The organism is Marinobacter maritimus, assembly GCF_007671675.1.
Taxonomy (GTDB): domain Bacteria; phylum Pseudomonadota; class Gammaproteobacteria; order Pseudomonadales; family Oleiphilaceae; genus Marinobacter; species Marinobacter maritimus.
The window spans coordinates 144,161-156,925 of record NZ_VCGW01000003.1; the positions used below are offsets into that span (position 1 = coordinate 144,161).

10 protein-coding genes are annotated in these 12,765 nt (G+C 53.4%); 5 read left to right on the plus strand and 5 right to left on the minus strand.

Going from position 1 to position 12,765, the window contains the following annotated elements:
* Positions 1 to 18: 18 nt before the first annotated feature.
* A complete protein-coding gene (locus FFI90_RS12850) occupies positions 19 to 717 on the minus strand; it encodes a hypothetical protein (protein ID WP_144778475.1) in 699 nt (232 codons plus the stop codon).
* Positions 718 to 872: 155 nt separating this feature from the next.
* On the opposite strand from FFI90_RS12850, the gene FFI90_RS12855 reads away from it, so the two are divergent.
* From FFI90_RS12855 to FFI90_RS12875, 5 genes are read left to right on the plus strand one after another with little or no spacing between them, the layout of a single operon-like run.
* Positions 873 to 2,984 carry a type I restriction-modification system subunit M gene (locus tag FFI90_RS12855; RefSeq protein ID WP_144778476.1) on the plus strand — a complete coding sequence of 704 codons (2,112 nt, stop codon included), beginning with the start codon at positions 873 to 875 and terminating at the stop codon, positions 2,982 to 2,984.
* Entirely contained in the window at positions 2,977 to 4,164 is a 1,188-nt protein-coding gene (locus FFI90_RS12860; RefSeq protein ID WP_144778477.1) for a restriction endonuclease subunit S, read from the plus strand. Before FFI90_RS12855 ends, FFI90_RS12860 begins: the two co-directional genes overlap by 8 nt.
* Positions 4,165 to 4,218: 54 nt before the next feature.
* Positions 4,219 to 4,839 (plus strand): type IV toxin-antitoxin system AbiEi family antitoxin domain-containing protein, encoded by a 621-nt coding sequence (locus FFI90_RS12865; protein WP_246123569.1) that lies wholly within the window; start codon positions 4,219 to 4,221, stop codon positions 4,837 to 4,839.
* A gap of 48 nt (positions 4,840 to 4,887) precedes the next feature.
* Entirely contained in the window at positions 4,888 to 5,793 is a 906-nt protein-coding gene (locus FFI90_RS12870; RefSeq protein WP_144778478.1) for a nucleotidyl transferase AbiEii/AbiGii toxin family protein, read from the plus strand.
* Positions 5,786 to 9,055 carry a type I restriction endonuclease subunit R gene (locus FFI90_RS12875; RefSeq protein WP_144778479.1) on the plus strand — a complete coding sequence of 1,090 codons (3,270 nt, stop codon included), beginning with the start codon at positions 5,786 to 5,788 and terminating at the stop codon, positions 9,053 to 9,055. Before FFI90_RS12870 ends, FFI90_RS12875 begins: the two co-directional genes overlap by 8 nt.
* Positions 9,056 to 9,374: 319 nt before the next feature.
* On the opposite strand, the gene FFI90_RS12880 is transcribed toward FFI90_RS12875, so the two are convergent.
* The 4 genes from FFI90_RS12880 to FFI90_RS12895 form a co-directional block, all read right to left on the minus strand.
* Positions 9,375 to 9,821 carry a hypothetical protein gene (locus FFI90_RS12880; RefSeq protein WP_144778480.1) on the minus strand — a complete coding sequence of 149 codons (447 nt, stop codon included), beginning with the start codon at positions 9,819 to 9,821 and terminating at the stop codon, positions 9,375 to 9,377.
* Between the two features lie 12 nt (positions 9,822 to 9,833).
* Complete coding sequence (locus tag FFI90_RS12885) at positions 9,834 to 10,184, minus strand: hypothetical protein (RefSeq protein WP_144778481.1); 351 nt, start codon at positions 10,182 to 10,184, stop codon at positions 9,834 to 9,836.
* Between the two features lie 71 nt (positions 10,185 to 10,255).
* Positions 10,256 to 10,774: an Hcp family type VI secretion system effector gene (locus tag FFI90_RS12890; RefSeq protein WP_144778482.1), complete on the minus strand. Its 519-nt coding sequence runs from the start codon at positions 10,772 to 10,774 to the stop codon at positions 10,256 to 10,258.
* Positions 10,775 to 10,978: 204 nt separating this feature from the next.
* Positions 10,979 to 12,709: a bifunctional protein-serine/threonine kinase/phosphatase gene (locus FFI90_RS12895; RefSeq protein ID WP_144778483.1), complete on the minus strand. Its 1,731-nt coding sequence runs from the start codon at positions 12,707 to 12,709 to the stop codon at positions 10,979 to 10,981.
* Positions 12,710 to 12,765 lie beyond the last annotated feature (56 nt).

Sequence of the window (12,765 nt, forward strand, 5' to 3'; positions counted from 1 at the left end):
AGTGTCTTCAATTATGTGTCAGCGCACCCTGCGCAGCATCGATATAGGGACGCGGTAGCGCTGGCCCCGGAATTTACCCGTCCCGTCGACGGTGCACGTTTTCCGGTTGACCCGGACAATCTCTCCGTGAAATTCCCGAGCGCCTGAGCCGAAAGCGACGACATCCTCTACTTGCCAGGGCGACGGCTGGCGTGCCGGATCAGGGAGCTGGAAAGGTTCACTGGATAAAGGAATCTGTCGTTCATTTGCCTCCCTCGCCAGTGTCTCCCGTGTCGCATCTGCACCACCACTTTCATACAATTCATCAAGAATGGTGTAGAAATGCCGGTTGTGAACCGAGCCACGATATCTCTTGCCTGCGCTGTGTTGTAACAGGTGTGCGAACTCGTGGCAGCAGGTGTGCGCCAGCAGGTTTAGCGTGCTCAACTCACCGTCGAAATAACCCCGTTTTTGGATTTCCCGGGCTGAGAGCCAGCCACTGGCCGTATCAGGCTGATGTTTGGCCTGAATCATCCGAAGACCGTAGGTGATCTGGTGCTGCTTGTACTGCGGTTCAAAACGATGATAAGTCGCCTGCCCGGAGCCCACCCGGCACACCAGAGTGCTGCCTGATACCCGTTGCCGGACCCAGCCTGCGGCGGGTTGCCAGAGAATCTGTTCGGTAACCGTGCACATCAGTTCGCCGAGCTTGCGGACTTGGGATTTCGGATCGCTCATATCAATTGAAGGGCTACACGCCTCATGGTATGGGTAATAGATTTCAACAAGAATAACGTTCGAATAGCGTGTTTGCTATGGCTCACCCGTTCAATGTTGTTTAGAGTCTCCTCCACATTTTGTGTAGTGGTTGTTTCAGGAGATGCCTTTCCGCCATGAATGCCGAACAGCTCAAACAGCTTGAAGACGACCTGTGGTCTGCCGCCGACAACCTGCGGGCCAACTCCGATCTCAAATCCAGCGAATACGCCACCCCGGTGCTCGGGCTGATCTTTCTGAAATTTGCCGACAACAAGTACAAGCGGGCCGAGCCGGACATCGCCAAAGAATTCGCGGAACTCAAAGGCACCCGCCGTGAAAAGCCAATTTCCGAAATTGCCATCCGGAAATGCGGCTTTTACCTCCCAGATCACGCTCGTTACCACTACCTGCTGGAGCTGCCGGAAAAGGAAGACCTGGCCAAAAAAATCAAACAGGCCATGGAAGCCATCGAGGAATACAAGCCCGAGCTGGATGGAATTCTTCCAAAGGATGAATATGTCGCGCTTACCCGCACCAGCAATACTCTGCTGGCGGAGTTGCTAAAAAACCTCTCCGACATTCCGCACGATGCCAGCGGCGACATCTTCGGTAAAATCTATGAATTTTTTCTCGGTAAGTTCGCCCTGAGTGAAGGCCAGAAAGGTGGTGAGTTTTTCACGCCTCCCTCGGTCGTTAAAGTGATGGTGGAAATCATCGAGCCTCACCATGGCACCGTGTACGACCCTGCATGTGGGTCAGCAGGGATGTTTGTGCAGTCCCAGCACTTTGTGGAGCGCCATCGCAGGAAGCTGGACGAGCTGGGCGAAACTCACGACGAAGACCAGCTCTACGTTTACGGCCAGGAAAAGACCCTGGACACCGTCAAGCTGGCCAAGATGAACCTGGCTGTCAACGGCCTGCGGGGCGAGATACGCCAAGCCAACAGTTACACCGAAAACCCCTTTGATGGCTTCGGCAAGTTCGACTTTGTGCTGGCCAATCCGCCGTTTAATGTGGATGACGTCCCTTTGGCCGCCGTGGAGGACGACCCACGCTTCCATACTTACGGCTTGCCTCGTAAGAAAACCAAGGCCAAGGCCAGCGAACAGGGGAAGGAAACGGTTCCCAACGGCAACTACCTGTGGATCAACCTGTTTGCTACCTCCCTGAAGAACAATACGCCGGACAGCGGCCGGGCGGCGCTGGTCATGGCCAATTCCGCCTCCGATGCCCGCCACAGCGAAGCAGACATTCGCCGCACCCTGATCGAGAACAACCTGATCTACGGCATGCTCACTCTGCCGTCCAACATGTTCTACACGGTTACCCTGCCGGCAACCCTATGGTTCTTCGACAAGAACAAGCAGGACGACCGCATCCTGTTTATCGATGCCCGCAACATCTTTACTCAGATCGACCGTGCCCACCGGGAGTTCAGCGAGCAACAGATCCAGAACATCGCCATCATCAGTAAGCTGCACAAAGGCAAGCGGGCCGACTTCATCCGATTGGTAGACAGCTACTTCCGCAAGGGCATAGACCAACTGCTGATCAATCGGGAAAAAGTGGAGCCGGTCAGCGAGCAGTTACTGGAGGTGCTGGATGACGCCCAAGGCAAACAGGCAGTGGGCGAACTGGTCAGCCAGTGGCAGGGCCTCAAAGCGCTGAAGCAGGCCAATGATGACTACACAGAGGCTGCCGACCTGCACCTGACTGCACCGGGTGCTGTGGAGATTGCCAACCGCAATCAGCGGGAACTGAGGGCGAAATTTGATCCCTTCTTCCAGCAATTGCACACAGGGCTGAAGCAACTGGATAAGATAGTGCGCCAGCATGAAAAGGCCAAAGCTGAAGGAGCCCAAAAAGCCGGTAAGCGCACCACCACTGACCGTAATGCTCGCCGCCTGAAGGACGCTCTGGAAGAACTGCACAAGGAAGTTCGCAGCGCGGAGAGTTACTACCAGCATATCCACTGGCTGCAGGAACGCTTCCCGAACGCCGAGTACGAGGATGTGACTGGCCTGTGCAAGCTGGCTACGCCGGAGGAAGTTAAGGAGCAGGATTACTCTCTGAATCCTGGGCGGTATGTGGGGGTTGTGATTGAAGAGGATGGAAGAAGTGAGGAAGAGTTCATTTCCGAAATCACTATTCTAAACGAGCAATACGTCGAGTCATCCGCGCTTAGCCAACAACTTCATGCTGTTATCCAGCAGAATCTGGCGAAAATGGTGGGGATTGATGAATAAGTATAAGTTAAATGAATTGGGTGCCGTTGCTAGAGGGAAATCTAAACACCGTCCCAGGAACGACCCACAGTTGTTTGACGGGCAGTATCCCTTCATTCAAACGGGAGATGTCAAGCACGCTCCGTTGTATATAACCAGTCACTCCCAAACCTATAACGAAAAAGGTTTGGGGCAGAGCAAGTTATGGCCTGAGGGTACTCTGTGCATAACGATTGCCGCAAATATCGCAGATACTGCGATTCTCAGTTATCCAGCTTGTTTCCCGGACAGCGTTATTGGCTTTAATGCCTTTGAGAGCGTCGCAGATACGAGGTATGTAAAGTATTGCCTTGATACTTTCCAGCTTCAGATGCGCTCGATTTCCCAAGGGACAACTCAGGACAACATGAGTCTGGAGAAGCTGCTGTCTATCAATTTTCCTGCTCCAGAGTTAAGCCAGCAGCGAAAAGTTGCGGCCATTCTCACCAGCTACGACGACCTGATCGAAAACAACAAACGCCGCATCACCCTTCTGGAAAAAATGACCGAGGAAATCTACCGCGAGTGGTTTGTGCGGTTCCGGTTTCCAGGGTGGCAGGAGGCGGAGTTTGAGAAGGGGCTTCCAGTTGGCTGGCCGGTAAAGAAGCTTAGTGACATCTTGTCCCTACAGTATGGGAAAGCTCTCAAAAACGAGGACCGCCTTGAAGGCGCGGTTCCTGTTTATGGCTCTAGTGGTGTCGTTGGTTTCCACAATGAAGCCTTTGTTCAGCGACCGGGGATAATTGTAGGTCGAAAGGGGAATGTGGGCGCTATTCACTGGTCAGACGTTGCCTTTTATCCAATCGATACGGTGTACTTCGTTGAATCTGACTTGAGCGAACATTTCCTGTACTACCTCCTGCATTCAGTCAACTTTATAAACAACGATGCAGCCGTGCCGGGGTTGAATCGAAAACAGGCATACTCAAATCACGTGCTTGTCCCAGATGGCGAGTTGATTGACCAATTCGACAGACTGGTGAAGCCGCTCTACGAACAGAAAAAAACTCTGACTAAGATGAGCGACAATCTAGAGAAAACCAAAACCCAACTCCTCTCCCGCCTGATCTCCGGAAAACTCTCCGTTGAAAACCTGGATATCCAGTTTCCACCCTCCATGCAGAATGGCAAAGCAGAGAGCCCTGTCGAAGCCGTCGCTTGAACCCTTGGCAGTAATCAGACAAACTGTCACCAGATATAAATAAGTGGTGACAGTTTGTCTGAGTCTGATTCCACCCGGTCTTCCCGGGTGCAACTCCAATCCCTGTTCCGCCAGCACGGCGGCCAGCTTCGCCTGAGCGAGGCGATGGCCCAGGGCATCAACCGGTACCAGTTCTATCAGCTCCGGGATGAGGGGCTGATTGAGCCGGTCAGCCGGGGCCTATACCGGCTGGCGGATCTGCCGCCTATTGAAAATCCGGATCTGGTCGCCGCCGTTACCCGTTTCCCCCATGCGGTGCTGTGCCTGATTTCTGCGCTGGACTGGCACGGCATCACCACGCAGATTCCCCATCAGGTGCATCTCGCGGTTGAGCGGGATGCTCGCCTGCCGGTTCTGGATTATCCCCCGACGGCTGGTTACCGGTTCTCCGGGCGGGCATTCAGTGAAGGCATAGAGCAGGTGACGGTGGATGGCATCACACTGCAGGTCTACAGCCCGGAGAAAACCCTGGCAGACTGCTTCAAGTTCCGCAACCGCATCGGTATGGATGTGGTGCTGGAAGCGCTGGAGCTCTACCGCACCCGCAAAACCTTCCGGCCAGGCAAACTGATGGAATACGCCAGAATCTGCCGGGTTGCTAATGTGATGGCACCCTATGTGGAGGCCAAGCTGTGAATATGGTCAGGTTCTTAATGGAATAAACAAACGTGAAAGGAGATCACTATGGCCAAAAATGTCGCCGCGTCTGTTCGTCAGAAGCTGCTGAATAAATCCAGGGAAGAGAAGCGCCCCTTTCAAGAACTGTTGCAGTATTACGCAATGGAGCGGTTTTTATACCGGCTGAGCCAGTCGCCCCATAACCACTGTTTCACCCTCAAGGGCGCGCTGATGCTTTGGGCCATGCAGGGGCCGAACAGCCGTCCGACCCGGGATATTGATATGCTGGGCCAGACCAGCAATGAGCCCGAAGCGATTTTAGAGCAAGTTCGTGATGTCATTGCTGCGGACGTTGTCGATGATGGCCTGCGCTTTGGTCCGGACACTCTGAAAGTGGATAGCATTACCGAAGATGCCGATTATCAGGGGCTGAGAGTGACCTTCACCGGTTTTCTCGATAAGGCCAGAATCCCGATGCAACTGGATATCGGGTTTGGCGACCCGGTTTTTCCCTTTCCCTCCTGGTTGGAGTTCCCGGCCTTGCTGGATTTTCCCGCCGCCAGAATTCAGTGCTACACACCGGAGTCTTCCATCGCTGAGAAGTTTCAGGCAATGGTGAACCTTGGCGAACTGAACAGTCGGATGAAAGACTTTTATGATATCTGGCTGCTCTCGCGCCAGCATGAGTTCAGATTGGAAAATCTGATGGGTGCGGTTGAACGCACGTTCCAGACACGCGGAACGGAAATCCCTGAAGCCAGTCCCTTTTCTGCCGCTTTTGTAGACAGCAAGCAGACACAATGGCAGGCTTTCCGTAAACGCCTCGGCCAGCCCCATGCGCCGGCAGCGTTCGCGGAGGTTGTAACGGTGGTGGTTGAGTTCCTTGAGCCTGTGATGGCAGATAAGGCTGCGGATGCCCCCGGGCAAATCTGGCACCCACCCGGTCCATGGAGTCGGCAGGCCGATGGCTAGTTTTATTTCGGAAGACAACATCGAGCAGGCGCTGTTGCAGCGCCTCCAGCATATTCACGGTTTTAACGTGCTGGATTGCTATACCGCAAAACCGGAAGACCTGAACGATGGCTCTCACCGGGCCGACAAGCGGGATGTGATCTTCCCGCTCGAGTTGAAAAAAGCCTGCCTCGAACTGAACCTCGGTATCCCTGAAAACAAGATCGATGAAGCCATTGAGCGGGTGATGAACCGGCGCACCGCCATGTCGCCGATTGCCGCTAACCGGGAACTGTATGATTTCATCCGGGATGGGGTGCCAGTTCAGTTTGATGATGAGAAAGGCTTTAAACAGCATGAAAAGGTGCAGCTGATTGATTTTGATGATCCGAAGCAGAACCGCTGGCTGGCGGTCTCCCAGCTTTGGATAAAATCCGTGGGACAGGCTCCCAAGGGTGCTTACCGTCGTCCCGACGTGATTCTCTACATCAATGGCCTGCCATTGGTGTTCGTTGAACTGAAAAACTCCAATGTGAAGCTGCGGAATGCTTACGAAGATAACCTGCGCAGTTACCGGCACGACATACCGCAACTATTCCACACCAACGCCTTCTGCATTCTCTCGAACGCTCTCGAAACCCGTGTGGGCAGCTTTACGGCGGGCTGGGAACATTTCTTCAACTGGTTCCGTGTGGAGAACGAAAAAGAACCAGTAGATCGCAAGAAAATTTCTGAGCAGGCAACCAGTCTGGAGCATGCAGCAGACGGTGTCTGCGAGCCTTCCCGATTGTTGGACTACATCGAGAATTTTGTGCTGTTTCACAAAGGCGAAACCAAGATCATCGCCCAGAACCACCAGTTCCTCGGGGTTAATAACGCCTACGGTCGTTTCCTGAACCGCCGCGAACACGACGGCAAGCTGGGGGTGTTCTGGCACACCCAGGGCTCGGGCAAGAGCTTTTCGATGATTTTCTACGCCCGTAAGATTTTCCGGAAAGCCACGGGCAATTTCAGCTTTGTGGTGGTCACCGACAGACAGGATCTGGATGGGCAGATCTACCGGAACTTCCTCAACACCGAGACCGTTCGCAAGGAAGATGTCGCGCAACCAGCGAACGCCGAGGAAATGCGCAAATTTCTGGGGCAGAACAAGAAGGTGGTTTTCACCCTGATCCAGAAATTCCGCTACGACAAAGGCCGAAAGTATCCACAGCTGTTCGATCCGGATAAGGAAAACCGGGAAGTCATTGTGATGGTGGATGAAGCTCACCGTACCCAGTACAAGAATCTGGCGGAGAACATGCGGGCGGGCCTGGCGGGCGCTCACTTCCTCGCCTTCACCGGTACGCCTCTGCTGGGCCGGGATCGCAAGACCAATAGCTGGTTTGGTGATTATGTATCCGAGTACAACTTCCAGCAGGCCATGGAAGACAATGCAACGGTGCCGCTTTTTTATGAGAAGCGCGTGCCAAAGGTTCTGATACAGAACGATGATCTTGGGGATGAGTTTTACGAGCTTCTGGAAGACGAAGATCTGGAGGATGCCCAGCAGGAAAAACTGGAGAAGAAGTACGCCCGGGAACTGGAAGTTATCAAGAGGGACGACCGGCTGGATACCATTGCCAGAGACATCGTTTATCACTTCCCCCGCCGTGGTTATCTCGGCAAAGGCATGGTAATTACCCTCGACAAGTTCACCGCCGTGCGAATGTACGACAAGGTGCAGCAGCACTGGAAGGACGAACAAAAGCGGTTGCTGAAGCTGATCAAGGAATCCACAAACGAGATCGAGAAAGCACGTTTCAAGAAGATCCGGGATTACATGAAAACGGTCGAGATGGCCGTGGTGATCAGCGATCCCAAAGCCGATGAAGAGAGGTTTGAACGCCAGGGGCTGGATATCAAACCCCACATCAAACGCCTGGATCAGCTTGATGAGCACATGCACGACGTGGAATACAACTTCAAAGACCCGGAACACCCTCTGCAACTGGTGTTTGTGTGCGCCATGTGGCTCACCGGGTTTGATGCCCCCACGGTATCAACCCTGTACCTCGACAAACCCATGAAAGGCCACTCCCTGATGCAGACTATCGCCCGGGCCAATCGTGTCGCTTCATATCGGATCAAGGGCCATAGCGGCGATCTGGTGGAAAAAAAGAACGGCGAGATTGTTGATTACTACAACGTGTTTCGCAACATGCGTAAGGCGCTGAAAGATTATGCGCAAGGAGCGGATGGCGAAGCACCGCCGGTTCAGGAGAAGTCGGAACTTTTTAAATTGTTGGATGATGCCGTTGTCCAAACGCTGGAATTCTGTCGGGAGCGCGATATTGAAATGGAGGTCGTCTTCGAGAAGCGGGATACGTTCAAGAGCATCGGCTTCTTTAACCAGGCGGCGGATACCCTGTTAAGCAATGAAGAATGGCGAAAGCAGTTCAACGTCTATGAAAACACGGTGACGGCCCTTTACGAGGCATGCAAACCGGAGGTTTTTCAGCTGCATGGCAACCTGCGAATTGCTGCAATCCAGTATCTGCGGGGCGTTGTGGATGCGCTGGTGGAACAGACGGATATTGATGCGGTTAGCCAGAAGATTTCCGAGTTGTTGGATGAGAGCGTGGTGGTGGACAACGCAGAAGCGTTTAGCATCAAAGATCACCAAGCGGAATACGAAATCGTCCAGAAAGGACAGGGCTGGGATCTGAGCAAGATCAACTACGACAAGCTTCGGGAAGATTTCGGAAAAGCAGAGTACAAGCATATTGAGATCGCGGAGCTCCGGGCGTTTATTGAACACAAACTGCGACAGTTACTGGAGCAGAACCACACTCGCATGGACTTCGCTCAGCGGCTTCAGGAGATCATCGACAAATACAATTCCGGTAGCTCATCTGCTGATGCATATTTTGAGGATCTTGTTGAGTACGTTGGTAACTTGCGGGAGGAATCCGAGCGCCACATTCGGGAAGGGCTGACGGAAGAAGAGTTGGAGATCTACGACCTGCTCAAGAAAGACAAGCTCACCAAGTCGGAAGAGCAGAAGGTCAAGTTGGCGGCCAAGGATCTGATTATCCGGTTACTGGAAGGGCACCCCAAAGTACTGGTTCAGGACTGGTGGAAAGATGGCCAGACTCAACGGGCTGTAAAGGCTGCCATTGAAGAGGTTCTGGATAAGGATCTTCCGGAAAGCTATGACCGCGTGGCGTTCAAGGAAAAGTGCGACAACGTGTTTGAGCTGGTGGTGGAGTTTGCGGCTAGTGGTCGGAAGTGGGTGGCGTAGAACTGGGCCGCAGAAAACCCTGTGAACCCGGATGAAAAACTCAGTGGTTTTGTTTTAACGGCCTCTGACTCAGAGTCGGATCTGAGCTTGCTTAAAAAACTTGAAGTCGAAGAAACGCTCTTGGGTATTGGCTCAACCCGGATAAACCCGATAGCTTTCCCATTGCGAAAGAAGGAAGTGTCGTTCTCGTCGATACGCACAGCATCAAATAAAGATGATTGAACTGACACCGCGTAATCATGGCTGGGTGAAAATGATATTGACTGAGTTGATGCGCAGCCGGAGAGAATCAAAGCGAGTATGACGGTTACGATGATTTTCATTGGAGGACCATTGACGAAATGACTTCTTCGAAAACATCATTTCTTACGCCAATTGTTATCCATGACTCGGTATTATCAGCTCTTGCAATAAAAGCCGTTGTATAACCACGAAAAGATGATGCAAATCCATAAGCGCCCTCTGGTAACGCTAGTTCGCTTGGTGTTCCGGGTCCTTTATGTGCCTCCACAAATCCCTGTTTCACCTCTTTGATAGCCGACTCGAACAGCGGGTTGGTTTCAATGGTGGTTATTGAACCAACCAGATCGGAGTTCTTCCAGAGTTGAAGTTCTGATGGTTGAAGCTCCACAGTATCGAATTGGCTGCTACTGATTTTGAAGCTGACATTTGCTGTGGTGTGAAACTCAATAGGTTGACTCGTTAGCGAGGCGCAACCCGAAATGAAGCCAACCATCAAAACGATCAGCGTGACAAACCTTGTCATTAAAAGCTCTCCTTATCGGTACAATGAGTCAATAATAACAGGTTTGAACTGTGCGGCGCGGAAGCGCTTGCACATCATGTTAATTCTCACATTGCCCATCAGAAAAGGTTCACCAGATTTGCGAATGACCCGTAAAGCCCATTTTCTGAGTTTATTCGCTGGCAATAGCAAATCTTGTGGCGCAGGCACCGAATCGATCCAAGTACTGCAATCTTCGGCCTCTGACAGCAATTTGGATATCGCAATTACCGTCTCGTCGGTTATTGAGGGTGCGGTAAATTTCCGGGCATTGCCTTGCCCATAAAATGTACCAATTATCGCTTGAATTATATCCACGTCGCTTTGTGTAAGTGTATCGCTCATGTCTTCGTCCTTGAAGCCATAAACCTCGCGCCGGACTCCGGCGCGAGGTTAGTGTCGAGGTTCTGGATTTATCAGGCCTCGATTGGGGAGCGCCAGTCGTCTGCTCCGGAAGTCCCGGCAACAGTGTGCTCCCAGGTTACTTTGCGGTAGGACAGGGAAACAGTGACCAGCTGTGTGAAGTCAGCACTGGCGGCGTCCTGGCAGTGTGGCATGTTGCAGTTGACGTCGATGATGGTGGCATCTTCCAGGATGGTTGAGAAGAAGTGCTCCTGTTTGCCCTCTACAGAGGTGCGGTACCACTTCAGCTCAACCTTCGGCAGCATTTCGCCGGAAGCCAGGGCGTTGTACATCAGCGGCGTTGATTTGTTCAGCGCGGATGTGAACTTGAACGGCTTGTGCACGCGTTGGCCGGAAGGCTGGCCAGACTGGGGATCGGTAGGAACGGTAACAACGTGGCTGAATTCCTGTACCAGTACTTCGTCTTCATGGCCTTCAACGTATATGTTGCCGACGGAATCGGACGTGAATGCTCCGGCGGTGATGTTGCCCTGGGTTTTACCTTCAATAGCGATATAACAAGGGGTTGGCATAGTCTGCTCCATGACGTTTAAGTGAATGTTCGTCCCCGGGGTGTTCCCTGGACGAGATCACTTACAGCAAAGCGCATACCAACGTAATAAAATGCAATTAAAACAGCGGCATAAGATATTTATAGGCGATGCGCCTGAGTTATGAGCAAACCCTTGCCTGGCAACCGGGCGAGCCCTTGCTGGCTGGGTAATAAATTGCCCAGATCACGGTCGATACGCGAACGACATCATGAGAGCGAGCAACAACAGAGCTGATAGCCCTTGCCAGAAACCTACTGGATGGCGTTCGATCAGGGGTTTTCGGTGCTGTTGGTTCCAGTGATGGCTGGGCTGTCGCAAATCAAACAGGAATTCAGACAGTGCCGGATAGCGTTTGTGGGGTTCGGGGTGCAGAGCCCGGGCCAGGGCCTCATCAACCCAATCGGGCAGGTCGTCCCGGTATAGGCGGGCGGGATTATAGCTGAGCTTACGTAACTGGCTCTGGTTGCGGATGCCTGGCACGCGGGTGCCATACGGTAATTGGCCGGTCAGCAACTGATAGGTGATCACGCCGAGAGAAAACTGGTCGGCCTGCCAGCCCGCGGGTTCCCCCAGAAAGGTTTCAGGAGCGCTATAAAGCGCCGCGCCCCTGGGCCAGCCGGGCTCATCATGCTCTTGGAGTTCCTGCAATCCGGCGATGCGGGTAGCGCCAAAGTCGATGAGCACCGCGGTGCCCTGGCTATCGATCAAAATATTTTCCGGCTTCAGGTCCTGATGCACCATTTCCAGCCGGTGAAAAGCCCGAAGCCCACGAGCTATCTGTTCTACAAACTGGCGCACCGTCTCCAGATCCGGACCCGGATTGTCCTGCAACCACTGCTTGAGGCTGATTCCCTGCACGTATTCGGTGGCCAGGTACAAGCAGCTGCGCTGTCGTTCCGGAGCAAAGGGCCGCACCACGTGGGGACTGTTGATGCGTTGGGCCACCCATTGTTCAGTAGCAAAGTGGTCCAGCGCTCCGGGATCCTGCTGCATTTCCATGGCCGGTACTTTCAATGCAACTTGTTGGTTGCTGGCGTGATCCACTGCCAGATAGACATGGCTGCGGCTGCTGGAATGAATCTGCCGCAGAGTTCGATAGCCGTCTAATAGCTGCCCCGGAACCAGCTCCGGTGCGAGCGGAAGTTGTTGGGCATCCCGGGTGATTTCTTCATTGCTCTTGTTGGCGGGTATCGAGTCTACCCGCACAATTTGTACGCTCAGGTTGTCTTCGCTGCCATTAGCGAGGGCCGTTGCAATCAGCTGTCTGGCTGCAGAATCCAGATCATCGCCGGACTCGCGGATGATTCCGGCCATGCTGTTTTCCTGCAGGTGCTCATATACGCCATCGGTTGCCAGCACAAAAGTATCGCCGGGCCACACCGGAACGGTCAGGTAATCAATGTCCAGGTGCGAGTTCAGGCCCATGGCGCGATTCAGGCAGCTGTCATCCCGGGACAGCCAGACCCGGTGATCGGTCGTTAGCTGCTCCAAAGCCATACCCTGTAACCGATAGATACGGGCGTCCCCCACATGAAAGATATGGGCTGTGGCGGACTTCAGGATCAGCAAGCTGAGGGTGCAGACATACCCGCGATCCTGATCATACCGGTACCGGCTTTGCCGGGTCTGGGCATGCAGCCAGGCGTTGTTTGCCCGCAGCACCCGCTGGGCGGACTGTTTGACCGACCAGCTGTCTGGCGTTGAGTAATAGTCACTCAAAAAACCAGCGACCGCAGACTCACTGGCAATCTGGCTAACGTTGCTGGAGCTGATGCCGTCGGCGATGGCCACAACAACACCCTTGGACCGGAGCTGTGGATCTTCTGGAATTATCAGGCCATGAAAGTCCTGATTAACCGGTTTCTGGCCTTTGTCCGAGTGCTGGCCAGTGGTAACAGAAAGCTGGATGGTCATCCGTTTCGCGCCTCAGGCAACGACACAAAGCCCGGGGGGTGCGGCCCACGGGCTTT

Excerpts from the sequence above, each read along its gene's own strand:
- FFI90_RS12860 (WP_144778477.1), top strand. The coding sequence starts at position 2,977 with ATGAATAAGTATAAGTTAAATGAATTGGGTGCCGTTGCTAGAGGGAAA.
- FFI90_RS12870 (WP_144778478.1), top strand. The coding sequence starts at position 4,888 with ATGGCCAAAAATGTCGCCGCGTCTGTTCGTCAGAAGCTGCTGAATAAA.
- FFI90_RS12850 (WP_144778475.1), bottom strand. The coding sequence starts at position 717 with ATGAGCGATCCGAAATCCCAAGTCCGCAAGCTCGGCGAACTGATGTGC.
- FFI90_RS12890 (WP_144778482.1), bottom strand. The coding sequence starts at position 10,774 with ATGCCAACCCCTTGTTATATCGCTATTGAAGGTAAAACCCAGGGCAAC.
- FFI90_RS12895 (WP_144778483.1), bottom strand. The coding sequence starts at position 12,709 with ATGACCATCCAGCTTTCTGTTACCACTGGCCAGCACTCGGACAAAGGC.
- FFI90_RS12855 (WP_144778476.1), top strand. The coding sequence starts at position 873 with ATGAATGCCGAACAGCTCAAACAGCTTGAAGACGACCTGTGGTCTGCC.
- FFI90_RS12885 (WP_144778481.1), bottom strand. The coding sequence starts at position 10,184 with ATGAGCGATACACTTACACAAAGCGACGTGGATATAATTCAAGCGATA.
- FFI90_RS12875 (WP_144778479.1), top strand. The coding sequence starts at position 5,786 with ATGGCTAGTTTTATTTCGGAAGACAACATCGAGCAGGCGCTGTTGCAG.
- FFI90_RS12880 (WP_144778480.1), bottom strand. The coding sequence starts at position 9,821 with ATGACAAGGTTTGTCACGCTGATCGTTTTGATGGTTGGCTTCATTTCG.